The organism is Methylophilus sp. (assembly GCF_052437885.1).
Classification (GTDB): domain Bacteria; phylum Pseudomonadota; class Gammaproteobacteria; order Burkholderiales; family Methylophilaceae; genus Methylophilus.
Genome location: NZ_JBQVPB010000001.1, coordinates 53755 through 80381 on the forward strand (window position 1 = coordinate 53755; position 26627 = coordinate 80381).

Genomic DNA, 26627 nt, shown 5'->3' on the forward strand with positions numbered 1-26627 from the left:
TTTAGCCTGCGTTAAATAACTCAGGCTCACTTTTTAACCACATAATTGAGAATCATTTTCATTTGTTGATTGTCGTGTGTGAAAATCATGTGCAATTCCAACATCATTCAGCATGAAATGAAGGCGTTGCCGAGCGGCTTTCAGTTGCTTATTACCTGCCATTAAACCAGGGTTATGATTGCGCGCGTTTAAGTGACATTAAATAACTGATCAATGGAAAAGCATGATTTTATAAACGATAGTGACAGGCCGCTTATGCGATTCGCTGATGCAGATTCACAGAAGAAAACGGTCGAAGATATTTACTAAACAGGAATTCAGCGGGCTTGTAAAATAATCAGCCCCGCCTGGTTAACCAGGCGGGGCCGTATAGATTCAAATTTAAAGTAAAGGCGTAAATTTAAAACATTTAGTGATGCAAACTGTGATGCATTTACAACCCGGCAAACGCTTTTTCTGCCGCGGCAACGGTCTGTGCAATATCTGCATCAGTATGGGCAGCCGAAACAAAGCCCGCTTCAAAGGCAGAAGGGCCCAGGTAAATGCCGCTATCTAACATGCTATGGAAAAAACTGTTGAAAGCGGTTTTGTCGGTCTGCATCATTTCAGCATAGCTAGCCGGGATATTGTGGCTGAAATACAGGCCAAACATGCCGCCTACACTTTGCGCACTAAAGGCAATGCCACTTTTTTGTGCGGCGGCTTTTAACCCGTCCATCAGCTTGCTGGTCTGTGCTGTGAGTTTTTCGTAAAAGCCAGGCGCTTGCACCAGCTTTAATGTGGTCAGGCCGGCGCTGACCGCCACCGGGTTGCCGGACAAGGTGCCCGCTTGATACACCGCACCCAGTGGTGCCAGTACGCTCATGATGTCTTTGCGACCGCCAAAGGCGCCTACCGGCAAGCCGCCGCCTATCACTTTACCCAGTGTGGTCATGTCCGGCGTGATGCCATACAGCGCTTGTGCACCACCCAGTGCCACGCGGAAGCCGGTCATCACTTCATCAAAGATCAGCACCGTGCCATGTTGGGTACACAGTTCGCGCATGGTCTGCAAAAACTCCTGCTGCGGCACGATCAGATTCATATTGCCAACCACAGGCTCCAGGATCACGCAGGCGATCTCATCACCTATGCTGGCAAAAGTGTCTTTCAGCATCTGCGTGTTGTTGTAATCCAGGGTCAGGGTGTGGGCGGCCACTTCTGCCGGCACACCAGCCGAGCTTGGTTCACCGAAAGTCAGCAACCCTGAGCCGGCTTTTACCAGCAGGGCATCGGCATGGCCGTGATAACAGCCTTCAAACTTGATGATCTTGTTGCGTTTGGTGTAGCCGCGCGCCACGCGGATGGCGCTCATGGTCGCTTCGGTGCCGCTGCTGACCAGGCGCACCTGTTCCATGCTGGGCACCAGCCGGTTGATGAGCTCGGCCATTTCCAGCTCCAGGCCGGTGGGGGCGCCAAAACTCAGACTGTTAGCGGCAGCTTGCTGTACCGCAGCCACCACTTCCGGGTGGGCGTGACCCAGGATCATAGGCCCCCAGGAGTTGATGTAGTCTATGTATTCCTTGCCATCTGCATCCCATAATCTGGAACCGACGCCTTTTTTAAAGAAGATCGGTGTGCCGCCCACGCTACGAAAAGCGCGTACCGGGGAGTTGACACCCCCGGGTATCAGTTTTTGGGATAGGTCAAACAGTTGCTGATTGCGAGAAGTCATAGGCCTTTGAGAGTCAATACATCAAAAACGTTATTCTAACAGAGGCATGATCGCTCATGCATGTGGGCGATGGCGCGGCTGAGCAGTTCGTTTGCAGGTGTCAGCGCGTTTCCTGCAGGCGCTGTTCCAGATCGGTGTATGCCTGCGGGTCCAGTTGCCTGATGTGCTCCTGGGCGTCAGCGAGCAGGGCAGGCTGTTTATATTGCTGGGCAAGGATAGCCAGCCCGGTCCAGGCATCAATATGGGCGGGCTGTAAGGCCAGGGCCCGCTGGTAAGCCTGCTGTGCCGCCGCCAGTTGCCCTTGTCCATGCAAGGCGCTGGCCAGGTAGAAATAAGCTTCTGCTGATTCTGGCTGCTGGTTCAGCCAGCCGCGCGCGATCGCCTCCAGCGCTGGCCAGTCACTGTTCTGGTAAGGTTGCACTACCTGCATAAAGAACGGGCGTTCCAGCAATGGCAGGTCCCAGAACGGCGTTGCGTCGGGCGCAGGCGTAGAGGTTTTCTCCTGCTGCATCAAGGCCTGCACCCACTCGACCGGGATGCTGTAAAAATAGGCATGCTTGCCCGGGCTTTTAAATGTGCTGAGCGAGACCAGCTCGCCGGCCCCGTTAAAAGTCGGGCTGCCACTGGAGCCCATGATAAAAGCCGCATCCGAACGTACCACAGTACTGCCATCAAACGGGTAAAGCGCACGCACTTTGCCAGCGATGGTTTGTGGCTTGGGTGGCCCGCCGGGAAAGCCTATGCTGAACACGGCATCACCATAATGCAGTGAAGCTGCCGAGGCGAGTTTGACAGGGGTCAGCTCCAGGTACTGGAATTTGAGCAGGCAGGCGTCGTGCGCCCAGTCCGCGACCAGTGCGACCGGGCTGATACTTTCGCCGAATTTTGAAATGCTGATGCCATTACTGTTGGCTAATACGTGGCAGTTAGTCGCTATCATGTCTTTGGCCACCACCACGCCAGTGCCTACGCCATGGCCACCACTTTGCGTGATGACATGCACTTTCACCACCGAGGCTTTTAAACGGTAGACCAGTTCGCGGTCAGGCTCTGCCCGCGCCGGGTGCAAAGATAAAACCAGTAACAGTGTGATCAAGCCATGTAGCAGGGTACGCATGCTGACTCCTTGTGACGTTCACGCCGGTGACATTTTAGTGGGCAATGTCTGGGCGCGTTTAAACCAGTAAAATGCAAAAAATTCTGCCGCTGGCGATGAATAACAGTGAAAACGCAGCGAAACAGCGCTAGAATAGCCGATATTTTTGATTGCTGAAGGATAGTTATGCTGATTACTAGCGAAATCGTTGATCTGGACACGCCGACCGGGGTAATGCGCATTTATGTGCACCGTCCCAAGCAGGATGGTAAAGTGCCTGCGGTTTTGTTTTACTCGGAAATCTTCCAGCAAACCGGCCCTATAGAACGTGCGGCGCGGTTTTTAGCCAGCCATGGTTTTGCGGTGTTAGTGCCGGAAGTCTTTCATGAACTGAACCCTATCGGTACTGTGCTCGGTTACGATGATGCCGGCCGCGATAAGGGTAACGCGGACAAGTTTGCCAAAGACGTGCAGTCTTACGACACTGATAACCGTGCCATGATAGAGTTTCTGAATGCACAGCCGTGGTATAGCGGCAAGCTGGGCGCCGCCGGTTTCTGTATCGGTGGTCATTTAGCGTTCCGTGCCGCTTTGCAGCCAGAAGTGAAAGCGACCGCCTGCTTCTACGCGACCGATCTACATACCAATCTTATTCCTAATCAGCCTGGCCAGCACAGCATGGAGCGTGTGAACGAGATCAAAGGTGAATTGCTGATGATCTGGGGCAAACAGGACCCTCATATCCCTGGCGATAAGCGTGCTGAGTTATATAACCGCTTTGCCAACATACCCGGCTTGAATTACACCTGGCATGAAGTGAACGGGCAACATGCCTTTATGCGCGATGAAGGGGAAAGATACGATGCGCAGGTGGCCGGCATCGGTTATCAGCTGGCTCTGCATCTGCTCGGTAATGCGCTGAAATAATTTGAAACCGAAAACTTAGTATGAATATGTTGAACGGTCTGCAGTTAAAACAATCGTTGAACGTTCAATATGTCATCTAGTCCAAGCATAGGCCAAAAGCCTGTGCTTTTTTTTCAACTAAATTAACCATTTATTTAGAGACAATAATTATGACTACAAAAAATGCGGATATTGGATTGGTAGGATTGGCAGTGATGGGCCAAAACCTGGCGTTAAACATTGCTGATCACGGCTACACCATTGCGGTCTATAACCGTGACCCAAAAAAAATGCTGAATTTCATCGAGGAATGCAAAGCCAAAGAGCCTTCACACGAACGTGTGGTCGGTCACGCTGACCTGGCTTCTTTCGTGTTGAGCATCAAGCGCCCCCGTAAGATCGTATTGCTGGTTAAAGCTGGCAGCGCCACTGATGTGACCATTAACGCCTTGCTGCCTTTCCTCGAGCAGGGCGATATTATTATTGATGGCGGTAACGCCTTGTGGACAGATACCATACGCCGCGAAAAAGAATTGGCTGCCAAAGGCATAGAGTTTATTGGTTCCGGCGTCTCAGGTGGTGAGACCGGCGCCCGTTTTGGCCCTTCACTGATGCCATCCGGCACGCGTAAGGCATGGTCTAGCCTGGAACCGATCTGGCGTGATATCGCCGCCAAGGTAGACCCGGTGACCGGCACCCCGCTGGAAGGTGGCGAGCCAGGCAAGCCGGTGCAAGGCGGATTCTCCTGTGCGGAATATATTGGCCCTGACGGTGCCGGCCATTATGTGAAAATGGTGCATAACGGTATCGAATACATCGATATGCAGCTGATCTGCGAAGCCTACTGGCTGATGAAGAACCTGTTAGGCATGCCAGCCGATGAGATCGGTAAAGTATTCGCCGAGTGGAACAAAGGTGAGCTGTCCAGCTTCCTGATCGAGATCACGGCAGATATCCTGCAACAAAGAGACCCGGGTGGCAAAGGCTTCCTGGTCGACAATATCCTGGATACTGCAGGCCAGAAAGGCACTGGTCAGTGGACCGCTGCCAACGCCCTGGAGCTGGGTGCCCCGGCCAATGCCATCGCTGCCGCCGTGTACGCACGTGCGCTATCCAGCCTGAAAGAAGAGCGTGTAGAAGCCAGCCGTATCCTGAAAGGGCCGGAAATCGTCAAGGAAACCGACAAGCCAGCCATTATTGAGGCGATCAAGAATGCGCTGTATTGCTCCAAGATCTGCGCTTACGCCCAGGGCTTCCAGCTGATCGACAAAGCACAAGTGGCGTATAACTGGAAACTCAACTTCGGCGAACTGGCGCAGATCTGGCGTGGCGGTTGTATCATCCGTGCGCGTTTCCTGCAAAAGATCACCGATGCCTACGCCTTGAATTCACGTCTGAAGAACCTGATGCTGGACCCTTATTTCACCAATGCCATGAATGAAGGCCAGGCTGGCTGGCGTAAAGTGATCGCGCTGGCGGTGACCAATGGTATCCCTGCGCAAGGCTTTGCTGCAGCGCTGGCTTATTACGATGGTTACAGAAGTGCCGACTTGCCTGCTAACCTGTTGCAAGGTCAGCGTGACTTTTTCGGTGCGCATACCTATGAGCGCAAGGATCATCCGCGTGGTCAGTTCTTCCACCTGGACTGGCCGGAAAAAGGTAGACCGGAATTGCCTATCGAGTAAGGCTATGCCTGAAGTGCGGGTGCCAGTCTGGCATCTGCACTATGAGCAGGTGTAAAAAGTGTAGGTATAAAAATAAAAAGATGGCTGATTGCCATCTTTTTTGTTTTATAAAGCCTGCCTGCAGAAAAAGCGAAAACAGTGCTATATGCACTATTCAAATGCTTTACCTGCGGTGTAGCTTATAAAAGTCGACCCAATGCGGGTCAGGGGCCAAACTGGTTTAAAGCGTTAAACGCAATCGCAACTGGATTCCAGAAAGCGATGCAATTCAGTAATTGCTTTTAAATGCTCTTTCGCTTTTAGCGAGGCTGTAGAAGTGATGCTTTCAGCAGCGGAAGCAGTATTCAAGCTTGGGGAGTAAATTTCGTCAGTTAAAATATGGATAGACGAAGCTGGTTGGTAAGACTCTACTATTTGCATTTCAATTTTTCCTTTTGGGATTCAATATTTCCAGTGAAACATGACGAATTGTGTTCGTCGTGTCTGTGGCGACAAAATTAACAAAAAGTTCCTGATCGAGCAAAGGCTTAAAGCGTAAAGTGCCCAATTTGGTCCAATTCTGATGCTGTATTTGCGCCGCTACAACATCAAAGCAAACATGATGCCATGTTTGTATACTTTAACGCGTGACCGTGGCGATTCGATGACAACAGCGACAGCGCTTAAAAACTAAAAGCCAAATGCGTCAATATTTCGTAAAATAACGGCTGAAACTATGAGAAATGAAGAGTGGGATGCAAATTTTTGTGAATGGTAATGCCATGCAGCTGCCATCAGAGGCGATGACGGTGCTGGCGCTGGTTGAACATATGCAGTTGACAGGAAAGCGCATTGCGATCGAGCGTAACGGTGATATCGTGCCCCGCAGCCAGTTCCCGGCCGTGCAGCTGCAAGGGGATGACAAGCTGGAAATCGTAGGCGCAGTCGGCGGCGGTTAAGCCCGGCCGACTGCAACCAAAGCCCTGCTTTGCCTATCCTATCAATTTTAGAGAATACATGACATGAGTGATGCACTGGTGATCGCCGGTAACAGTTATCAATCCCGCCTGCTGGTGGGAACCGGTAAATATAAAGACTTTGCGGAAACGCGCGCGGCCATAGATGCCAGTGGTGCCGACATCATCACAGTCGCCATCCGGCGTACCAATATCGGCCAGCATGCCAACGAGCCCTCACTGCTGGATTATTTGCCGCCGGCTGAATTTACTTATTTGCCCAACACCGCCGGGTGTTATAGTGCAGATGATGCCGTACGCACCTTGCGCCTGGCGCGCGAACTGCTAGATGACCATAAACTGGTCAAACTGGAAGTGCTGGGTGACCCGAATACTTTATACCCCAACGTGACAGAGACCCTGGCAGCTGCCAAAACCCTGGTGAAAGAAGGATTCGAAGTCATGGTGTATACCTCCGATGACCCTATCATCGCCAGGCAGCTGGAAGACATAGGCTGTGTGGCAGTGATGCCGCTGGCTTCACTGATAGGTTCCGGCATGGGTATCCTCAACCCATGGAACTTGCAGATCATTATCGAGAGCGCCAACATTCCTGTGCTGGTGGATGCCGGTGTAGGCTGTGCTTCAGATGCCGCCATTGCCATGGAACTAGGCTGTGCCGGTGTGTTGATGAACACGGCGATTGCGGCAGCGCGTGACCCGGTATTGATGGCCAGCGCCATGAAAAAGGCGGTTGAGGCTGGTCGCGAATCATTTTTAGCGGGGCGGATGGCGAAAAAACTTTATTCCGCCAGCCCCAGTTCACCGACGACAGGCATGATAGGGTAAATGTGACGGATAGCGGCTTATATGCATGCGAAGTAACGGTAGTCACCGAGTATCTTCAGGATCAATCTTCCCCGGAAGCAGGGCAATATGTCTATGCTTATACCGTGACTATCCGCAACACCGGCAGCACGGCGGCGCAATTGATCAGCCGCCACTGGGTGATCACCGATGCCATGCAACAGGTACGTGAAGTCAAAGGCCTGGGCGTGATCGGTGAGCAGCCTTTGCTGGCGCCGGATGCCGAATACAAATATACCAGCAGCGTGATGTTCAATACCCCCAGCGGCGAGATGTACGGTACTTATCAAATGGTGGCCATCGATGGCCACTGGTTCGAGGTGGATATCCCGACTTTTTGGCTGCACCAGGCAGCGGGCTTGCATTAAGGCTGAAAATTTCCGAGTGGGATTAGTTAACAAGTGGAATCAGTTAAAAAGTTTATTGCTGCAGAGCGGGTTGCTGGTTCAGTGGCCAAACCGATGTTCAGCTTCAGCCAGTTAGGGTTGCTGGCCTGTGTGCTGTTGCTGGCTGGTTGCCAGTCTGCTGCGCCGGTGCCGCCAAAAAAATCGGCGCCAAAAGTGCCGGCCAGCGTCACAGTTGCGCCTGAAAAGACAGATACAGCTGGTCGTCAGCCACCCAGCCAGCCTTATGCTTTGTTGAGTGCGGTCAGCTGGAGCGATATCCCCGGCCTGGAAAATGAAAACTGGCTTGCCAGCTGGAACGCATGGTTGCAAAGCTGCCAGGGCTTGAAGAAAAAGCCTGACTGGCAAGCGGTGTGTGCCACGGCACAAACAGTAAAGGCCGACGACGCCAGCGCCATCCAGGCATACTGGCAGCAGTTTTTCAATGTCTACACCACGCAGCAGGTGGATGGTGCAGCACAAGGCCTGATCACCGGCTATTACCAGCCGGTATTGAAAGGTGCCAGGGCCGCCAGCGAGCGCTACCCTGTGCCGCTGTATAAGGTACCTGGCGACCTGATCACGGTCAACCTGTCTAACCTTTTTCCTGACCTTAAATACAAGCGTGTGCGCGGACGAGTGCAGGGGCAGACACTGGTGCCTTATTACACACGTAGCGAGATCGAGCAGTTGCAGTCGCCATTGCTGGGTAATGAGCTGCTGTGGGTGAATGACGCAGTAGAAGCCTTTTTCCTGCAGGTGCAGGGCTCAGGTATCGTTGAACTGGAGAATGGCGAGCGCGTGCCGGTCGGTTATGCTGACCAGAATGGCCATCCCTACCAGTCTATCGGTAAAGTGCTGGTCGAAAGAGGCGAGCTGACTGCCAGTGAAGCTTCCATGCAGGGCATCAAAACCTGGGGTCAGCAACATCCCGAGCAGTTGCAAGGCTTGCTCAATGCCAACCCAAGTTATGTGTTTTTTAAATTATTGCCAACCGGCTTGTCCGGCCCGTTGGGTGCGCTCGGCGTGCCGTTAACTGCCGCGCGCAGTATCGCCGTCGATCCGTTTTACATCCCGCTTGGGGCGCCTGTGTTCATGGCGACCACGCAACCCTACCCCAACTCCGAAACGCCTTTGCAGCAACTGATGCTGGCACAAGACACCGGCGGCGCCATCAAGGGTGGCGTGCGCGCGGATATCTACTGGGGAGAGGGTGAGCCTGCCGGCAAGCTGGCCGGGGCCATGCGTCAGCAAGGGCAGCTGTGGGTATGGCTGCCTAAAACTTTCAAACTTCCGCAGCAGTGACTGCCATGCAGCGTGTGCACTATTGCGATGACGCTGGTTGGCAGACTACACCGACTGCCAAGCATGCCTTGCGCCCCTGGCTGCAAGAGCGTGGCTCACTCACCGCACGCCTGAAGCGCCACTATGCTGACTTTTCTGTGCAGCTGGTGCGTGAAGCCTGGTGTAAGCCGCATGTAGACGAAAGGCAGCTGCTGCAATTAGCCATGGGCACCCAGGCCTGGGTGCGTGAAGTGTGGCTGATGGGCGATGGCCAGCCGCGTGTATTCGCGCACAGCGTGATCGCGCGCAAGGATCTTCGCGGCGCATGGTATGGCCTGCGCAAGATGGGCCGCTTGCCCCTGGGTGCAGCCTTGTTTGCCAACCCCACTGTAGAGCGCGGTGTGCTGCATTTCCGCAAACTTTCCCCTGCGCATCCCTTATATAAAACAGTGTCAAAACATCTGCCATTGTTGCCGCGCCAGCCGTTGTGGGCGCGGCGCTCATTATTCTGCCTGCAACGCCATCACCTGCTGGTGACAGAAGTGTTTTTACCTGGCTCTGCCACGCAGGCAGATTCTGTATGACTGTGACTGAATAAACACCATGTTGTCACTGGCAAAATGGAATGCATACTATCGCCTGACCAGGCTGGATAAGCCTATAGGCATCTGGCTGCTGATGTGGCCTACCTTGTGGGGCCTGCTGATTGCCGGGCTAGGCAAGCCAGACCTGCATGTAATGCTGGTGTTTGTGCTGGGTACTGTGCTGATGCGCTCGGCCGGATGCGCACTGAATGATATTGCCGACCGCCATTGGGATGGCGCGGTGGCGCGTACGCGCTTGCGCCCGCTGGCAACCGGCGAGATATCGGTGAAAGAGGCCTATCTGGTGGCCATGGGCCTGGCCCTGCTTGCCTTTATGCTGGTGTGCACACTGGGCTGGCAGGTGGTCGCCTGGTCGGTGCCGGCCTTGTTCCTTGCCGTCAGCTACCCTTATACCAAGCGCTTTTTAGCGATCCCGCAAGCGTATCTGGGGGTGGCGTTTGGCTTTGGTATCCCCATGACATTCGTCGCTTTGCAAGGGCAGGTGCCTGCGCTGGCGTGGTGGCTGTTGCTGGCGAATGTGAGCTGGTCGGTCGCCTATGACACCGCCTATGCCATGGTTGACAGGGCTGATGACCTCAAGGTCGGTATCCGCTCTTCAGCGATCACTTTTGGGCGCTGGGATGTGCTGGCTATCATGGCCTGTTTTGTCATCATGCTCGCCATCATGGCCAGGCTTGGGGTTGCGCTTGGTTTGGGATGGCCGTTCTGGTCAGGCTGGGGGCTGGCAGTGCTGTTGATACTGCGTCAATATCAGCTGATACGCACGCGACACCCCGGGCTATGCTTTAAAGCGTTTCTGGAGAATGTCTGGATAGGCGCGGCTTTAACGGTCGGTCTGGCGTTGGCTTTCTGGTTAAGCTGACTTACGCACGGTCGAAGGCTCATCCAGTTCAAAGGTGAAATCGGTCCAGTACTGGAAAGGTGTCTGGTCTACCGGCGCCAGCACATAAATATCGCCTGACAATTGTTGCAGCTCGCGCAGATTATCCTGCATGCTGTCTGCGTCAGCTGCGGGCTGCGCTGCCGGTGGCGAGGCTGGCAGGTTCTGTGTCTGACAAGCGATCTCTTTCAGCATCATCAACTCTTCAAAGATACTGCGCTCAAAACCCATGCGCGGCACCAGTCGCGTGTTGTAAACCAGGTCATCGATCAGCGCGATCACCTGTGGCGTACCCCAGGTCTGTTGCAAAGCTTTCATGATGCGCGGGTAAGACTCTATGCCCTGCTGTTTAAAGTCAGGATTACGCTCGACGCTGAGGTTGAAATGTTTCTTGCAATCGCCGGCGGCAATATCAAACTCCTGCTGCTTGCCTTCTTTGGATAACAGATCGAGTAAATACAGCCACATCCACGGCGAAGATTTCGGGTGCCTGGCCAGATGTTGCTGCAAATGCTCTATCGCCTGATTGATGCGGCCGTGCGTAAACAGGCGCGAGGCATCCTGCATGACTGCATTGGTGGTTTGCTGTGAGCTGATTCTTTGCGGGGCGCTGGCCGGGGAGACCACATCGTCATTGGCATGCAAGGGCACTGCCTGCAGCCTGCCAGGCGCGGCCTGGTAAGGTGATTGCGTGACTGGCGGCTGATGGCTGGCAGCCACTCCTGCTGCTGACGCAGGCTGGGTGTGCACTGGCTGGCTATGGCCGGTTTGCGTATGGCTGGCCTGTGTTTTTGCCTTGTCGCGGACTTTGGTGGCTTTAGGCACTGCCGCATGTCGTCTTAGCCAGTCGGCAAAGAAATAACCGGTGATGATCAGTGCCAGGCTCAAGGTCAGCACCAGGGTGCGTAATAAATGGTTTTCGTTTTGCAGCTGGGTCAGTTGCTGCTTCAGGGTGGTTAAAATGCTGGCCTGGGCCAGATTGCTGGCGTAAAGGACGTCTGATTTTCTCTGCAATTGCTTAAAGTCTGTTTGCAGGGTGTCTATCTGTTGCTGCAAGGCATTATAGGCGTCTGCCGGAATGGCCTCGCTGGCAGTGTCTGATTCAGCCGGCATGGCTGGCTGGGCTGGCGCAGGCGTAGCCAGTGGCGCGGCCTGGGCGGTGATTTCAGGTGTAGCCTGTTGAGTGACTGTCGGCGCCGGGGTAGTCACCGTGTTATCCGCCTGTATGGTGAATGTCTGGCTGTGACGCAGGCAACGGTCAGTCAGCGTCAATGTCAGCGGGCCTGCAATCGCAGTATTCGACCACAGCATCAGTACGCCTTGCTGGCTGCCTAAAGTCGTGTATTCAAGCTGGATAGGCTCAGTCGCCATCGCTTGTTGCAGGCTGAAGCAGCTGATATCGGTGTTGGGGTGTGCGTGATCTATCGCTAGTTGTGCCAGAAATGGCTGTCCTGGCGCAGACTCTATGCTGAGGGCTTTGAACTCGGCGGCATGTAATGCCGGTGCCAAAGCCAAAAGAAAAAAAGCCGGCAGTAAAGCAATCGGTCGCAACCGGGAAATGGCTGCGAAGCGTCCACCTTGTTTGCGCCTGCGGTTGCTAAAAAGCATGATACGAATAATTGTTTTTTAAATTCAAGCTTGCATAGAAACTTAATGAATGGCCTAATATAACACTTAGCCGAATAAAACCCCAAAATATCAAGGGGCATAGGCCAGGAAACACGTTTTATTTCGTTTAATTTGCATAATTGACACGAGAAAAAACTGTGGGCGTAAAATGCCTGCCATAGTGATTGCATTCCAAGGGCTGCGATCATTTCTTTTTTCGGATTAATTCGTTGACAAGCTTTCTCAAGCTGGCTTATAATCCGCCCTCTTAATTTACACGCTATAACTTGGTAGTTATAAAATGAAAACATTTTCAGCAAAATCGCATGAAGTTCAACGTGATTGGTTCGTGATCGACGCCACAGATTTGGTCTTGGGTCGTCTGGCCAGTGCTATTGCCCATCGCCTGCGCGGCAAGCATAAAGCTATTTACACACCTCACGTAGACACTGGTGACTACATCGTTGTCGTCAATGCGGACAAGATTAAAGTAACTGGTAACAAGGCTGGTGGCAAGTTGTATCACCGTCACTCCGGTTACCCAGGTGGTATCACAACCACTACATTCTCCAAAATGCAGGACCGTTTCCCAGGTCGCGCGCTGGAGAAAGCGGTTAAAGGCATGTTACCAAAAGGTCCTTTGGGCTATGCCATGATCAAGAAAATGAAAGTGTATGCTGGTGACAAGCATGAGCACATTGCTCAGCAACCGCAAACATTAACCATCTAATATAAGACGATTAGGATAAAGCATGATCGGTAAATACAACTATGGCACAGGCCGCCGCAAAAGCTCCGTGGCACGTGTGTTCCTGAAGTCCGGTAGCGGCAACATCGTAGTAAACGATAAGCCAGTTGACGTTTATTTCTCACGCGAGACTTCTCGCATGATTCTGCGTCAACCGCTGGAATTAACAAACAACACCGGTACTTTTGACATTCTGGTCAACGTGCATGGTGGTGGTGAATCCGGTCAGGCTGGTGCAGTACGTCACGGTATCACCCGCGCACTGATAGACTACGATACCGCTTTGAAGAGCGCCCTGTCTCACGCTGGTTTCGTTACCCGTGATGCACGTGAAGTAGAACGTAAAAAAGTCGGCCTGCGCAAAGCGCGTCGCCGGAAGCAGTTCTCCAAACGTTAATTTCACGTTTGTTACAAAGAGAGTTGTGCAAAAAGGTCGCATTGGCGGCCTTTTTCATTTATTGTTTTACCTTTTCTGCATAAACACAAGTTTGTGCATAAATCGCGAGCCTGGTTGAGATCTATGGAAAAAATTAAAGTCGGCATTGTGGGTGGTACCGGGTATACCGGTGTCGAATTGTTGCGGTTACTGGCAAGGCACCCGCAGGTGCAGTTGCAGGTGATCACCTCGCGCGGCGAAGCTGGCTTGCCAGTGGCCGACATGTTTCCAAGCCTGCGTGGCGTGGTCGACCTGGCATTCAGTGATCCGGCCACCATCGATTTAACCCAGTGTGATGTGGTATTTTTTGCCACCCCGCATGGTGTGGCCATGAGCCAGGCACCAGCGTTGGTCGCGGCCGGGGTGAAAGTCATTGATCTGGCGGCGGATTTCCGCCTGCAAGACGCGGCGGAATTTGAAAAATGGTACAAACTGCCGCATAGCTGTACCGATATACTGCAGCAGGCCGTCTATGGCCTGACAGAACTGTATGGCGACCAGGTGGCGCAGGCACAAGTCATAGGTAACCCGGGCTGTTACCCGACCACCGTGTTGCTGGGGCTGGCACCATTGCTTGAAAATGGCTGGATAGATTTTGCCGTGCCTATCATTGCCGATGCCAAATCCGGTGTGTCCGGCGCGGGCAGAAAAGCCGAAGTCAGCACCTTGTTCTCCGAAGCCAGTGACAACCTCAAAGCCTATGGCGTGGCCGGGCACCGCCATCACCCCGAGATTCTGGCACAATTGAAGAAACTCTCGGGCGATGCCGCGGTCAATTTAATCTTTGTGCCACATCTGATCCCGATGATACGCGGTATGTTGACCACCCTGCATGTAAAACTGAACGCTGCCGGCAGCAAACAGTCACTACAGCAAGTGTATGAGCAACGTTACCAGCATGAGTATTTTGTCGATGTGATGCCAGCGGGCGCGCTGCCGGAAACACGGTCAGTACGTGGCTCCAATGTTTTGCGGATGGCTTTATATCCACAGGCAAACGATTATGTCACAATCGTTGTGGTGCAAGATAACCTGGTCAAGGGCGCTTCAGGCCAAGCGGTACAGAATATGAACCTCATGTTCGGCCTGGCGGCAGATACCGGTTTGCAAGTGTTGCCATTATTGCCATAATGATAAGACCCATACGCAGAAGACTCAGAAACCATTTTGGATTAACGGCCAAGCAAGTTGCGGTGCGCTCACACCGGCCGTGGTATTTTCAGGGTTCGCTGGCCGTCATTAACCTGCTACTGGGCTTCGCATTGGCGTACTGGGCGCTGCATGATGATAATAGCGAGTATGTGCGCCAGCGCTTAAGTCAGGTCACCTCAGAAAATATTGAATTACAGAAAAAATTAATCGCATCGCAGCGTGAGTTGCAAGTAGAACTGGCAACCAGCAATAACCTGGCAAAAACGCTTACCGCGCAGCAGGATGAAAACATCAAACTGAAAGAAGAATTGGTGTTTTACAAGAAAATAACCAAGCGCTAAATGCGTGCATGATATGAGCTTGTGCAAGCGTTAGCAGCAATAAAAGTTAGGAAGTGCTATGTTTTTCAAAAAAAGCGTTCATATCGATAGCCATATTGATACCTTAGTCGGTCATGAGACCCAGATACATGGCAATATGCAATTTGCCGGTGGTTTGCGGGTGGATGGCCAGATCGCAGGCAATGTGATTGAAAAACGTGAGCATCCCAGCACTTTGATCATCAGTGAGAACGGTGCCATCACTGGCGCGGTCGAGGCCTCTAAAGTTGTCCTGAATGGATTGATACGCGGGCCGGTGAAGGCCTCGGTGTTTATTGAGTTGCAAAGCAAGGCAAGAATTGTCGGTGATTTATATTACAAATCACTGGAAATGCATACTGGCGCGGTGATAGAAGGCAAGTTGATCTATATCGGCGAACAGCCACCTGAAGTGACTGTTCCCGAACTGACTTGAAATCCAGGATTTCGCCGCCATATTGGTTTTGAAAGTTTGACAGGAGTCTATGATGACCGCAGAAGCTATGATTGATATTGAAATGCCTATCCCCTTGGTATTTACCGATAATGCCGCTAAAAAGGTAAAAGAACTGATTGATGAAGAAGGCTCGCCAGACCTGAAACTGCGCGTGTTTGTCAGCGGCGGTGGATGTTCAGGTTTCCAGTACGGATTTACCTTTGAAGAAGAGGTGAATGAAGATGATACGCAAGTGGATAAAGATGGCGTCACCTTGCTGATAGATCCTATGAGCCTGCAGTACCTGGCCGGTGCGGAAATCGATTATACCGATAGCCTGCAAGGGTCGCAGTTTGTTATCCGTAACCCGAATGCCACCACCACCTGCGGTTGCGGCAGTTCGTTCTCGGTGTAAGCTGAGTTGATATGAAAAAGCCGGGCATTGCCCGGCTTTTTTATTTTGATCACCGCCGGGAATACCGGCGGTTTGTTTTTAGGCCACTCTGAAATCAGCGTTGATGCAGTGGCACAAACTCCCGGCGCGTTTCGCCGACATAAAGTTGGCGCGGGCGGCCTATCTTCTGTTCCGGGTCTGCATTCATCTCGCACCATTGCGAGATCCAGCCTGCGGTACGCGCCAGCGCAAAAATAGCGGTGAACATGGAGTTGGGTATGCCCATGGCACGCATGACGATGCCACTGTAAAAATCGACGTTAGGGTAGAGCTTGCGGGAGACGAAGTACTCGTCTTCCAAAGCGATCTTCTCCAGTTCCATCGCCAGTTTAAACATGGGGTCATCCTGCAGGCCCAGTTCATTCAATACTTCGTGGCAGGTCTTGCGCATGATAGAGGCACGCGGGTCCATATTGCGGTAGATACGGTGGCCAAAACCCATCAGGCGGAAGCTGTCGGTCTTGTCTTTGGCGCGATTGATGAATTCGCCTATGCGGCTGATGTCACCCATCTCTTCCAGCATGTTCAGCGTGGCTTCGTTAGCGCCGCCGTGCGAAGGGCCCCACAGCGAGGCGATACCGGCCGCGATACAGGCAAATGGGTTGGCACCGCTGGAACCCACCAAGCGCACGGTAGATGTTGAGGCATTTTGCTCATGATCTGCATGCAGGATCAGAATCCGCTCAAATGCGCGCGCCAGGATAGGGTTAGGCACGTATTCTTCACAGGGTGTGGCAAACATCATGTGCATGAAATTTTCAGCGTAGCCCAGATCGTTCTTCGGATACATGAACGGCTGGCCCATATTGTATTTATAGCTCCAGGCAGCAATGGTCGGCACCTTGGCCAGCAGGCGCATCGCTGCGCGTTTGCGGGATTCAGGGTTGGTCACATCATTGTTATCCGGGTAAAACGCCGCCATTGCGCCTACGACGGCGATCATGACCGCCATAGGGTGTGCGTCGCGCCTGAAGCCGCGGAACACATTGCTCATCTGGTCGTGTAGCATGCTGTTTTTGCGGATGGCACGCCCAAAATCTGCACTCTGGGTGGCATCAGGCAACTCACCATGCAGCAATAAATGAGAGACTTCCAGGAAATCACAGTTTTCAGCCAGTGTTTCAATAGGATAGCCGCGGTAGTACAACAGACCTTCTTCGCCATCGATAAACGTAATGCCTGAATCGCAGGCGGCTGTAGACATAAACCCTGGGTCATAAGTAAAAATCCCATGTTTGCCCAGGCTGCGGATGTCTATCACATCGGTGCCTAAGGAACCTTTCAGGATAGGGAGTTCGATCGCCGGGGTGTCGTTGTCAAAAGAAATGGTCGCTTTGGTTGCCATGACATGCTCAAAATAGGTAGACGGGGTTAAGGCTAAATTATACGCAATCAACTCTTAAAAAGCGCACTTGCCGGGAGATAGTCATTGAAAACACAGAAAATGCCACAAAAACATGCACCAGTTTAAAACCTGGGCATGGTGCATGGGCACTGCATGGGTGAAAAATAAGTTGTTAAAAATGCTGTTACGCGGGGTAGATCGCACCGAGGACACGCGGCCCATGTGCGCCTGTGACCGCCGGCAGGTTGCCGCTCAAACCATCGATACAGCGTTGTGCCAGCCAGGCAAAGGCAACCGCCTCTACCCAGTCTGCATCCACGCCCAGTGTGTCGCTGGGCTCAATAGCACAACCCAGTAGCGCTGATAAACGGCTCATTAACAAGCGATTGTGCGCGCCACCGCCGCAGACATAGACTTCATCGGTATTGGGGCAAAAGCGAGTGATGGCGTCGGCGATGCTGACTGCTGTCAGCTCCACTAAGCTGCGGGCAATATTCTGCGGGCGGTCAGTTTTGGTCTGTAAATGTCTGGCTAGCCATTGCTGATTGAACAGGTCACGTCCGGTACTTTTGGGCGCAGCGAGTGCCAGGTAAGGTTCAGCCAGCATGGCTTGCAGCAAGGCATCATTCACCTGGCCGCCGGCAGACCAGTCACCGTTGGCATCGTAAGCCTGGCCGGTATGCTGTTGTGTCCATTGATCCAGCAGCATATTGCCGGGGCCGGAATCAAAGCCGGTCACCTGGCCAGTGGCCGGTAGCCAGGAGATATTGGCGATGCCGCCGATATTGATAATGGCGCGATTTCTGGATGCACTGGCAAATACCGCCTGGTGAAACGCCGGAACCAAGGGCGCACCCTGGCCGCCTGCCGCAATATCGCGGCTACGGAAATCACCAACCACAGCTATCTTTGTCAGTTCTGCCAATCGTGCATGGTTACCGATCTGCAAGGTGTATGCCTGTGCGTCAGGCAAGTCAGGGCAATGGCGTATGGTTTGTCCATGACAGCCTATCGCCGTGATTTCAGCTGCGGGTAATCCGCTTTGCGCCAAGAGTTTTTGCACAGCATCTGCATAAAGCGCTGCCAATGTATTGGCCATCATGGCGGCCACATGCAGCTCATTATTCGCCGGTTCATGGAGTGCCAGCAATATTTGTTTGACCGGCGCCGGATACGGCACAAATGCCTGGTCTATCTGTTGAAACGCATCGCCCGTGTGTGCGACCAGCGCCGCATCGACACCATCCAGACTAGTGCCTGACATGATGCCAATAAAATAACGCTTAGCCGATGTAGAGTGAGAAATCATAGGCCCACATGGTAACACTGCGCAGGGATATGCCTACAGTAAAGCAGCAGATTACGTTAAAATAGCCGCTTTAAATTTAACGACTGCTATGGCATGCCAAACAGGCGCTACAGCATGACAGAATTGTATTTATGACAGACGCAAAACCCACTTCTGAAGCGATCAGCCCTGAAATTACCAAGGCCCTCGCTATTATCAAGCGCGGTGCCGATGAGCTGCTGATAGAGCACGAACTGATTGAGAAACTCAAAACCGGTAAGCCCCTGCGCATCAAGGCTGGCTTTGACCCGACCGCGCCGGATCTGCATCTTGGGCATACCGTACTCATCAACAAGTTGCGTCAGCTGCAAGATCTGGGCCACCAGATATTGTTCCTGATCGGTGACTTCACCGGCATGATAGGCGACCCGACCGGCAAAAGTACCACCCGTCCGCCTCTGACGGTAGAGCAGGTCAAGATCAATGCCGACACCTATGCCGAGCAAGTGTTTAAAATACTGGACCCGGCCAAAACCGAGATCGTGTTCAACTCCAGCTGGTTGAGCGAGCTGGGGGCGGCAGGCATGATCAAGCTGGCGGCCAGCCACACGGTCGCGCGCATGCTGGAGCGCGATGATTTCTCCAAGCGATTCAAAGGCAACCAGCCTATCGCCATACACGAGTTCCTGTATCCGCTGTTGCAGGGTTACGATTCGGTGGCTTTGCGATCAGACATGGAGTTGGGCGGCACCGACCAGAAATTTAATCTGCTGATGGGCCGCGAGCTGCAAAAACAGGCTGGCCAGTCGCAACAATGTGTGTTGATGATGCCATTGCTGGAAGGCCTGGACGGCGTTAATAAAATGTCCAAATCGCTGGGCAACTATATCGGTATCAGCGAAGCGCCGGAAAGCATTTTTGCCAAGATCATGTCTATCTCGGATGAACTGATGTGGCGCTATATCGATTTGCTGTCTTTTGCTTCACTGGAAACCATAGCCGCATGGAAAGCAGCCATCGCCAACGGCGAAAACCCGCGTAATATCAAAGTAGGTTTCGCCCAGGAGATCGTTGCCCGTTTCCACGGCCAGCCTGCTGCAGAAAAAGCCTTGCAGGACTTCCAGACGCGTGCCAAAGGCGGTATCCCGGATGAAGTGCCGGAAGTCGCAGTCACCATAGCAGGTGACAGCATAGGCATCAGCCAGTTACTGAAACAGGCTGGTCTGGTTGAAAGCACCAGTGAAGCCATACGTGCCATCCAGCAAGGTGGCGTCAAGCTGGATAGTATCAAGGTAGAAGATAAGAATCTGCAGCTGGCAAAAAGCGTGGTGGTTGCCCAGGTGGGTAAGCGTAAATTCGCCAGGATAACGATTCAATAATCGGGGTTTTGCTACAAGAAAAAGGCCGCTTGCATAGCGGCCTTTTGTTTTTTAAGCGACTTGAATGATCACAGTGATTTACGCAAGTTGGCTGGCGGTATGCTCAGTGACTCACGGTATTTGGCTATCGTCCGCCGTGCCACCACTATGCCTTGTTGCGCCAGGGTATCGGTGATCTGGTTGTCAGAAAGTGGTTTTTTCTCGTTCTCTTCTGCCACCATTTGCTTGATCAGTGCGCGTATGGCAGTGGCCGAGCAGGAGCCGCCGGCATCGGTCGCCACTGAACTGCCAAAGAAATACTTAAGCTCATAAACCCCTCTGGGAGTGAGCATGTACTTATGGGTGGTGACGCGAGAAACCGTGCTTTCATGCAGGTCCAGCTCTTCGGCGATCTCACGTAACACCAGCGGGCGCATGGCAATGTCACCGTGTTCAAAGAAGTTACGCTGCCGGTCTACGATCGCTTGAGAGACACGCAAGATGGTCGAGAAGCGTTGCTGGATATTCTTGATCATCCATTTGGCTTCCTGCATCTGGCTTTGCAGGTATTGGCCCGAGCTTTCGCGGTTACGTTTGAGGATGTCGGCATACATCTGGTTGATGCGCAGCTTCGGGATCACACCATCGTTCAGGGTCGCGACCCAGATACCTTTGATCTTTTTCACCACCACATCGTGCTGGATAAAATGGTCATGGCTAAAGTTGGAGAACTCGCTGCCCGGCCGCGGGTTCTGCTGGCGTATCAGTTGTTGCGCGCCTTTAAGTGAGGCTTCATCGCAACTTAGCTGTTTGCGCAGCTTGATAAAGTCTTTGTTGGCGAGCAGCGCCAGATGATCTTTCACCAGGGCGATCGCCACTTTCAGGAAGGGCGTGCTGGCCGGCAGGGCATGCAGTTGCAGCAACAGGCATTCGCGCAGGTCACGTGCACCTATGCCTATAGGGTCCAGGTTCTGGATCAGCTTGAGCGCCGTTTCCAGTTCCAGCAGGTCGACTTCAAGTTCCAGCGGCAGGTTGTCTACCACTTCCTGCAAGTCCTGCTCAAGGTAGCCGTCGTCATTGATGCTGTCCAGCAGCAGCTTGACCAGGCTCATGTCGCGGTGCGACAGGTGGGCCAGCTGTATCTGGTCTATCAGGTGGTCACGCAGGCTGATGCTGCTGGCATCCTGGCGCGAAAAATCACCGTCTTCATCATCGCTGTTGTTACGGCCTGCCTCATCCCAGTTGCTGGTGCTGCCAAACTCGCCGTAATCGTCTTCAAACTCAGGCGGCGTGAACTCTTCATTCAGGTTGGGCAGTTCGCCTTCATTGCCGCTGAGGTCATCGCGTAACTCTTCGCGCAAGGTGTCGGCAGGCGAGGGAATGTCTTGCTGCTGCATGGCGACGTCAAAGGAACTGGCATCTTCGACTTCAGCCTGCGCTGCTAACGGGGCGTCGGGCGTATTGTCTTCAAACTCGCCTTCTTCATTATTATCGGCCATCTCGAGCAAAGGGTTTTCCTGCAAGATGGCTTCCAGCTCCTGGCTCAGCTCAAGCGTCGACAGCTGCAACAGACGGATAGACTGCTGCAACTGCGGCGTCAGTGCCAGGTTTTGCGACATGCGTAATTGCAGGTTTTGCTTCATAAAGACTTACAGCCTAAAATTTTTGCCCAGATAGACTTCACGCACACCTTCATTCTGAATGATCTCATCGGGCGTGCCGGCCGCAAACACTGCGCCTTCGTTCACGATATAGGCGCGGTCACAGATATCCAGTGTTTCACGCACGTTGTGGTCTGTGATCAAAATGCCGATATTCTGGCTGCTCAGATAACGGATGATTTTCTGAATCTCTATCACCGCGATCGGGTCTATGCCGGCAAACGGTTCATCCAGCAAAATGAATTTCGGGTCGGTAGCCAGGCAGCGGGCGATCTCGACCCGGCGACGTTCCCCGCCGGACAAGCTGACCGCCTGGCTGTTGCGTATATGCTGGATATGCAACTGGTCCAGCAACGACTCCAGTTTGGCTTCGCGCTCTTCAGCGGTGTAAGGACGTGTTTCCAGGATAGACAGGATGTTATCTGTCACCGTCATCTTGCGGAAAATAGAGGCTTCCTGCGGCAGGTAGGCCAGGCCCATGCGTGCCCGTTCATGCATGGGGGCGTGGCTGACATCGGTGCCATTAAGGGTGATATGCCCGTCGTCGAGGGCGACCAGGCCGACGATCATGTAAAAGCTGGTGGTTTTGCCTGCCCCGTTCGGGCCCAGTAAGCCTATGACTTCGCCGCTATGTAATTCCAGCGTCGTGTTCCTGACGACGGTGCGACCCTGGTAAGCTTTTTTTAAATGGCTGACGCTTAAATGGCTATTGTCTGGTGAAGCAGTTGTTTGCATATTGCCAGTCTTTACTGTGGTTCTTTCTTGGGTTCGTTTGCGGTGCCGCTGGCTGCCGGTTCAGCCCTGAGCTGTAACGAGCGGTTCATGCGCAGCCCTTGCTGTGCATTGGCCTTGTTATCTATCACCGGTGGCGTGGTTTTGTTCTTGGGCTGAATGATCGCCTTGACCCGGCTGTTGGCAGTGCCGTTAGGGTTGGCTTTGGTGCCACCGATGACTTCCGCATATTCCGCATTGGCGTCATAGCTGATGTAATCACCAGTGACGATGTCTTCGCCACGTTTGACCCAGGCATTGGTATACAGTTGCACTTTATCCATGCGGCCGTTGTATTCAATGCGCTGGCCACTGCCTTGCATCCACTCGTTTTTACCAGTGCGCTTTTGCTTGAAGGTGGTCGGCGTCGCCGGGCTGCCGATACAGGTGCTATGCTGAAAACCATCTTGGTCTTCGCGCACTATCATCTTGTCTGCCTTGATCTGCAGCGTGCCCTGGTTGAGGATGACGTTGCCGGTGTAGGTGCTGATCTTTTTGGCATCGTTGACACTCACGGTGTCGGCTTCCAGCTCTATCGGTTGCTCACGGTCAGACTCTTCGGCCCTGACGGTGTTTGACCAATGCAGCAGCGTACCCAGTAGCAGGCAGGTCACATAAAATAATTGCTTGTACGTTTTCAACTCATCTCTCCAGAATCATCGATCCTTGATTATTGACCTGTGTCAGGCCTGATTTTATTGTTGCTGCGGGCCGGTTTTTTTGTTTTGCCCGGCTGGGCGGCTGGCGTTGCATTCACTGCCACCGGCGCGCGCTCATAATGTACATGCACCCGGTTGAATAATTGCATGGTTTCGGATTTTTTATCAAAGCGCATGCCGGTGCCTGTGACCACGCTACCCGGCTGCTGGAGTATGGTCACCGGCAGATCGGTGTAAGCGATATCCGTATCCGGTTCAACAAACAGCTGTTCCGTCTTCAGTTGCATTTCGCCTTTTTCAGCGGTGGCCTGGCGCACCACTTTCACCTGCTTTACAAACTCCACCAGTTTGCCATTGCCGGATATCTTGCCGCGCTGCCCATAAATCTGGGTGTAAGGCATATTCTCGCCAAACTGAGTGAAGCGCGGCCGGTCCAGCTCGGTGTAATCGCTGTCAGGATAATGACGCATCTGCGAGGCAGCCAGCACATATTTGGTATGGCCACTGGCGTCTGTACGCGTGCTGACAAAATTATAAAGCATGTAATCTGGCGCATGCCGGCTGACGCCAGTCATGCGCGAGGCTTCTTCCTGCACCGTCTGGTTGATCCAGAAGGTCAGCAGCGCCAAAAACACCATCAGGCCTATCGGTAGCAGAATCGGATATTTAAGCATCGCTATAGATCCCCGCCCAGCCTAGACCACTTTCGCTTTCAGCAAGTCATGCATATTGAATGCGCCTGCCAATTGCTGCTGTTCGTTCACCGCCAGAAAGCCGTTGATCCTGTGTTGTTCCATCAGGCTGACTGCTTCGACGGCCATCTGCTGCGTACCCAGCAATTTGGGTTGATGACTCATGACGCTGGTGACAGGTGCCTGATGGTCGGTCAGGCCTTGCACGAATAAACGGCGTATATCACCGTCAGTAAATACGCCCACCGGGTGTTGCTCTGCATCGACAATGGCGGTAAAGCCCATGCCCTTGCTGGAGATCTCCTGTATGGCTTGCTGCACCGTGGCGTTTTCTTTCACGCTGGGGATGGCATCGCCGGTACGCATCACATCTTTGACCCTGACCAGTAAACGCCGCCCCAGGCTGCCACCAGGGTGCGAGTGGGCAAAGTCTTCTGCGGTGAATTCACGCAGTTCAAGCACGCATAAAGCCAGTGCGTCACCCAGGGCTAACGCGGCGGTGGTACTTGCCGTAGGTGCCAGGCCCAGCGGGCAGGCTTCATGGCTGACCGCTGCACTCAGATGCACTTGCGATTCACGCGATAAGGTCGAGTCCGTGCTGCCGGTGATGCTTAAAATAGGCGCACCCAGGCGGCGTATCGCCGGCAATATGTTAATGATCTCATCGCTCTCGCCGGAGTTGGAAAGCGCGATCACCACATCATCAGCCGTGATCATGCCGAGGTCACCGTGGCTGGCTTCAGCGGCATGCATGAAAAATGCCGGGGTGCCGGTGCTGGCAAAGGTGGCGGCGATCTTGCCGCCGATATGGCCGGATTTGCCCACGCCAGTCACCACGACGCGGCCACGACAATCAACGATCATATGCACAGCAGCCTCAAACGCAGCGCCCAGGCGTCCGGCCAGCTGGCGAATCTCATCTGCTTCGTGCAATAACACATTGCGCGCTTTTTCCACGATGTCAGAACTTTCAACAAGTTTGACACCTGATTTTGCTATACTCATGGTCGCTAAGTATAGCAAGTGACCGCCCCGGCAAGAAAGCAAAACGCAGCTTTTTTAATGATTTTTTAATATCAGGCACATTTTTTGCATTAAACAAAGATTTGTGGCAGCATAATCAGGCTGACACAATCCTGTTTCATCATAGATCATTAGACCACGCGAGGTGTTTTCACTTATGGCAGCGCAGCGTGGTCTGAATTAATTGCTTTAGAATTTTTGCATGTTTGACTCCCTAATCCATTTACTCTTGTTGCTCACCAGTTCGGTATTCGCCGTCGGTTTATTCCGCATATTGGGCATGCCTGCCATTCTGGCCTACTTCATGATAGGCATAGTCCTGGGCCCGCACGCTTTGGGCCTGATACAGGATGAGGAAACCGGTCGCCAGGTGGCTGAGTTCGGCATTGTGTTCCTGATGTTCAGCATAGGCTTGGAATTCAGCCTGCCCAAGCTGTATGCCATGCGCAAGACCCTGTTCGGTCTGGGCGGCGGGCAAGTGATCCTGACGCTGCTGGTCAGCCTGGTACTGGGCAAAATGGCCGGCCTGAGCCTGACCACCGCCTTTATCATAGGCGCTGCGCTGACCATGTCTTCAACCGCCATCGTTTCCAAGATCCTGATGGAACGCGTGGACCTTAATTCCCGCCACGGCCGTCTGAGCATAGGTGTACTGCTGTTCCAGGACCTGGCAGTCATCCCTATCCTGGTGCTGATCCAGACACTGGGTGCGCACAGCAACAACTGGCTGGATGTGCTCGGGCTGACCCTGCTGAAATCGTCAGTTCTGTTGTTCCTGCTATTCAAGTTCGGCAAGAATATCCTTAACTTCTGGTTTGAACTGGTCGCCAAACAGCGCTCACGTGAACTGTTTGTATTAAACGTGCTGATGGTGACGTTGCTGATGTCTGCAGCCACCAATTTTGCCGGTTTATCGTATGCCCTGGGTGCGTTCGTCGCAGGCATGCTGATCTCTGAAACCAAATACCGCTATCAGGTGGAGTCAGATATCGCGCCTTTCCGCGATATCCTGCTCGGCCTGTTCTTTATCAGTGTCGGCATGCTGCTGGATGTCAGGGTGATCCTGGATAATGCACTGCTGGTGGTGCTGTTGCTGGCCTTATACCTGCTGTTCAAAATGGGGCTGATCGCGGTGCTGACCAAGTTTTATGGTTTTGAAATGGGTGTGGGTGTGCGTACCGGCATCATCCTCGGCCAGGCCGGTGAGTTCACTTTTGTGGTACTGGCGCTGGGCTTGCAAACGCATTTGATCGATGGCGATGCCTTGCAACTGGTGTTGTCCGTCGCCGTGCTTTCCATGCTGGTGGCGCCGTTTATTATTCAATACAACGGCCGCATTGCGCGCTATCTGGTGAAAAGCTATACCCGCAACAGCATCAAGGGCGTAGACACCATACAAGAGCACAGTCAGGAGCTGCAGGACCACGTCATTATTTGCGGCTATGGCCGTAGTGGCCAGTACCTGGGCCGTTTCCTGCGTGAAGAGAATATCCCCTATGTCGCACTGGATATGGATGCCAGCCGCGTGCAGGAAGCCGCCTCAGCTGGTGAGAATGTGATTTATGGCGACGCCAGCAGGCGTTCGGTGATGGAAGCGGCCGGACTGGCTCGTGCCAAAGCTGTCATCATCAGCTATGCCGAAACGCGTGGCACCATGAAAGTGCTGGATGTGATCAAAGAACGGCATCCTAACCTGCCGGTGATCGTGCGTACCCATGATGACAGCGAGATGGATGAGTTGCGCGCCGCCGGTGCGCACGAAGTCGTGCCCGAGATACTCGAAGGCAGCCTGATGCTGGCCTCACACGCACTGGTTACCCTGGGTGTGCCGTTGAACCGTGTGGTCAAACGTATACGCCTGTTCCGCGAAGAGCGCTACAAAATGTTCAAGGGTTACTTCCGTGGTGTCAGCGACGCAGATGCATCTACCGCTTCGTTGCCGCAATTGCATTCAGTGGAAATGTACAAAAACTTTTACGCGCATGGCCTGCGGCTGGACCATATCCCGTTTGAGGATTTTGCGGTCGAGGTCAAACAGCTGCGCCGCCCGAATATGCCAGAACCCGTCGTGCCCAGGGGCGATATCGTCCTGGTTGAAGGTGATGTGCTGGTCTTGCTGGGCAGTAATGCCGCCCTGATCGCCATGGAAGTCTATTTGATTTCCGGCCGCAAACCTTGACCCACCCCTGATTTCAAACAGGCTGCTAACAGTGTAAAGTTGGCAGCCTGTTTAGTCAGCCGCTTGTTTGACCCACTGGTTAAACACACGCGTTTTTTCCTGA

General features: G+C 53.2%; 27 protein-coding genes. 16 read left to right on the forward strand and 11 right to left on the reverse strand.

The annotated features are described in order from the left end of the window. Positions 1-433 precede the first annotated feature (433 nt). A complete protein-coding gene (gene hemL, locus ACT6RZ_RS00240) occupies positions 434-1714 on the reverse strand; it encodes a glutamate-1-semialdehyde 2,1-aminomutase (protein WP_444700187.1) in 1281 nt (426 codons plus the stop codon). Positions 1715-1814: 100 nt separating this feature from the next. Further along, a complete protein-coding gene (locus ACT6RZ_RS00245) occupies positions 1815-2831 on the reverse strand; it encodes a trypsin-like peptidase domain-containing protein (protein ID WP_444700188.1) in 1017 nt (338 codons plus the stop codon). 165 nt (positions 2832-2996) lie between these two features. Here ACT6RZ_RS00245 and ACT6RZ_RS00250 point away from each other — a divergent pair, with 165 nt between their 5' ends. Together ACT6RZ_RS00250 and gndA are read left to right on the forward strand one after the other, a co-directional pair. After that, positions 2997-3737, forward strand: a complete 741-nt coding sequence (locus tag ACT6RZ_RS00250) for a dienelactone hydrolase family protein (protein WP_444700189.1) — start codon at positions 2997-2999, stop codon at positions 3735-3737. Positions 3738-3886: 149 nt separating this feature from the next. Further along, positions 3887-5401 (forward strand): NADP-dependent phosphogluconate dehydrogenase, encoded by a 1515-nt coding sequence (gndA, locus tag ACT6RZ_RS00255; RefSeq protein WP_444700190.1) that lies wholly within the window; start codon positions 3887-3889, stop codon positions 5399-5401. Positions 5402-5629: 228 nt separating this feature from the next. On the opposite strand, the gene ACT6RZ_RS00260 is transcribed toward gndA, so the two are convergent. Then, positions 5630-5821, reverse strand: a complete 192-nt coding sequence (locus ACT6RZ_RS00260) for a hypothetical protein (protein ID WP_444700191.1) — start codon at positions 5819-5821, stop codon at positions 5630-5632. A gap of 314 nt (positions 5822-6135) precedes the next feature. Between ACT6RZ_RS00260 and thiS the strand changes: the two genes are divergently transcribed. The 6 genes from thiS (at position 6136) to ubiA (ending at position 10337) form a co-directional block, all read left to right on the forward strand. After that, positions 6136-6339, forward strand: coding sequence for a sulfur carrier protein ThiS (thiS, locus tag ACT6RZ_RS00265; RefSeq protein WP_444700192.1), 204 nt, complete (start codon positions 6136-6138; stop codon positions 6337-6339). A gap of 63 nt (positions 6340-6402) precedes the next feature. Then, the gene (locus ACT6RZ_RS00270) at positions 6403-7185 is read left to right on the forward strand and encodes a thiazole synthase (protein ID WP_444700193.1); all 783 of its coding nucleotides are present in this window, start codon (positions 6403-6405) and stop codon (positions 7183-7185) included. A 2-nt stretch (positions 7186-7187) separates the two neighbouring features. Further along, positions 7188-7571 (forward strand): Co2+/Mg2+ efflux protein ApaG, encoded by a 384-nt coding sequence (apaG, locus tag ACT6RZ_RS00275; RefSeq protein ID WP_444700194.1) that lies wholly within the window; start codon positions 7188-7190, stop codon positions 7569-7571. A gap of 93 nt (positions 7572-7664) precedes the next feature. Then, positions 7665-8891 carry a murein transglycosylase A gene (gene mltA / locus ACT6RZ_RS00280; RefSeq protein WP_444700480.1) on the forward strand — a complete coding sequence of 409 codons (1227 nt, stop codon included), beginning with the start codon at positions 7665-7667 and terminating at the stop codon, positions 8889-8891. Positions 8892-8896: 5 nt separating this feature from the next. Next, the gene (locus tag ACT6RZ_RS00285) at positions 8897-9454 is read left to right on the forward strand and encodes a chorismate--pyruvate lyase family protein (RefSeq protein WP_444700195.1); all 558 of its coding nucleotides are present in this window, start codon (positions 8897-8899) and stop codon (positions 9452-9454) included. A 19-nt stretch (positions 9455-9473) separates the two neighbouring features. After that, the gene (gene ubiA, locus ACT6RZ_RS00290; protein WP_444700196.1) at positions 9474-10337 is read left to right on the forward strand and encodes a 4-hydroxybenzoate octaprenyltransferase; all 864 of its coding nucleotides are present in this window, start codon (positions 9474-9476) and stop codon (positions 10335-10337) included. On the opposite strand, the gene ACT6RZ_RS00295 is transcribed toward ubiA, so the two are convergent. Beyond that, positions 10329-11870, reverse strand: coding sequence for a hypothetical protein (locus ACT6RZ_RS00295; RefSeq protein WP_444700197.1), 1542 nt, complete (start codon positions 11868-11870; stop codon positions 10329-10331). The genes ubiA and ACT6RZ_RS00295 overlap by 9 nt on opposite strands. A gap of 394 nt (positions 11871-12264) precedes the next feature. Here ACT6RZ_RS00295 and rplM point away from each other — a divergent pair, with 394 nt between their 5' ends. The 6 genes from rplM (at position 12265) to erpA (ending at position 15509) form a co-directional block, all read left to right on the forward strand. After that, on the forward strand, positions 12265-12693 hold the full coding sequence (gene rplM, locus ACT6RZ_RS00300; protein WP_055828872.1) for a 50S ribosomal protein L13: 429 nt from the start codon (positions 12265-12267) through the stop codon (positions 12691-12693). A 22-nt stretch (positions 12694-12715) separates the two neighbouring features. After that, a complete protein-coding gene (rpsI, locus tag ACT6RZ_RS00305; protein WP_379034087.1) occupies positions 12716-13108 on the forward strand; it encodes a 30S ribosomal protein S9 in 393 nt (130 codons plus the stop codon). A 123-nt stretch (positions 13109-13231) separates the two neighbouring features. Beyond that, positions 13232-14278 (forward strand): N-acetyl-gamma-glutamyl-phosphate reductase, encoded by a 1047-nt coding sequence (argC, locus tag ACT6RZ_RS00310; RefSeq protein ID WP_444700198.1) that lies wholly within the window; start codon positions 13232-13234, stop codon positions 14276-14278. Then, on the forward strand, positions 14278-14640 hold the full coding sequence (locus ACT6RZ_RS00315) for a hypothetical protein (RefSeq protein WP_379058944.1): 363 nt from the start codon (positions 14278-14280) through the stop codon (positions 14638-14640). The genes argC and ACT6RZ_RS00315 overlap by 1 nt, the downstream gene beginning before the upstream one ends. 58 nt (positions 14641-14698) lie before the next feature. Then, a complete protein-coding gene (locus ACT6RZ_RS00320; protein WP_444700199.1) occupies positions 14699-15094 on the forward strand; it encodes a bactofilin family protein in 396 nt (131 codons plus the stop codon). 52 nt (positions 15095-15146) lie between these two features. Then, complete coding sequence (gene erpA, locus ACT6RZ_RS00325) at positions 15147-15509, forward strand: iron-sulfur cluster insertion protein ErpA (protein WP_444700200.1); 363 nt, start codon at positions 15147-15149, stop codon at positions 15507-15509. A 94-nt stretch (positions 15510-15603) separates the two neighbouring features. Here the strand turns inward: erpA and gltA are convergent, their stop codons facing one another. Beyond that, a complete protein-coding gene (gene gltA, locus ACT6RZ_RS00330; protein WP_444700201.1) occupies positions 15604-16893 on the reverse strand; it encodes a citrate synthase in 1290 nt (429 codons plus the stop codon). Positions 16894-17077: 184 nt separating this feature from the next. Then, the gene (locus ACT6RZ_RS00335; protein WP_444700202.1) at positions 17078-18202 is read right to left on the reverse strand and encodes an anhydro-N-acetylmuramic acid kinase; all 1125 of its coding nucleotides are present in this window, start codon (positions 18200-18202) and stop codon (positions 17078-17080) included. A 131-nt stretch (positions 18203-18333) separates the two neighbouring features. Between ACT6RZ_RS00335 and tyrS the strand changes: the two genes are divergently transcribed. Next, complete coding sequence (gene tyrS / locus ACT6RZ_RS00340) at positions 18334-19560, forward strand: tyrosine--tRNA ligase (RefSeq protein WP_444700203.1); 1227 nt, start codon at positions 18334-18336, stop codon at positions 19558-19560. 68 nt (positions 19561-19628) lie between these two features. On the opposite strand, the gene ACT6RZ_RS00345 is transcribed toward tyrS, so the two are convergent. From ACT6RZ_RS00345 to ACT6RZ_RS00365, 5 genes are read right to left on the reverse strand one after another with little or no spacing between them, the layout of a single operon-like run. After that, on the reverse strand, positions 19629-21182 hold the full coding sequence (locus ACT6RZ_RS00345) for an RNA polymerase factor sigma-54 (protein ID WP_444700204.1): 1554 nt from the start codon (positions 21180-21182) through the stop codon (positions 19629-19631). A gap of 6 nt (positions 21183-21188) precedes the next feature. Beyond that, the gene (gene lptB, locus ACT6RZ_RS00350; RefSeq protein WP_379057219.1) at positions 21189-21935 is read right to left on the reverse strand and encodes an LPS export ABC transporter ATP-binding protein; all 747 of its coding nucleotides are present in this window, start codon (positions 21933-21935) and stop codon (positions 21189-21191) included. A gap of 11 nt (positions 21936-21946) precedes the next feature. Continuing rightward, entirely contained in the window at positions 21947-22612 is a 666-nt protein-coding gene (gene lptA / locus ACT6RZ_RS00355) for a lipopolysaccharide transport periplasmic protein LptA (protein WP_444700205.1), read from the reverse strand. 29 nt (positions 22613-22641) lie between these two features. Next, positions 22642-23304, reverse strand: coding sequence for an LPS export ABC transporter periplasmic protein LptC (lptC, locus tag ACT6RZ_RS00360; RefSeq protein ID WP_444700206.1), 663 nt, complete (start codon positions 23302-23304; stop codon positions 22642-22644). A 21-nt stretch (positions 23305-23325) separates the two neighbouring features. Beyond that, a complete protein-coding gene (locus ACT6RZ_RS00365; protein ID WP_444700207.1) occupies positions 23326-24327 on the reverse strand; it encodes a KpsF/GutQ family sugar-phosphate isomerase in 1002 nt (333 codons plus the stop codon). A 220-nt stretch (positions 24328-24547) separates the two neighbouring features. On the opposite strand from ACT6RZ_RS00365, the gene ACT6RZ_RS00370 reads away from it, so the two are divergent. Next, entirely contained in the window at positions 24548-26524 is a 1977-nt protein-coding gene (locus ACT6RZ_RS00370) for a cation:proton antiporter (protein WP_444700208.1), read from the forward strand. The last annotated feature ends 103 nt before the right edge of the window (positions 26525-26627 follow it).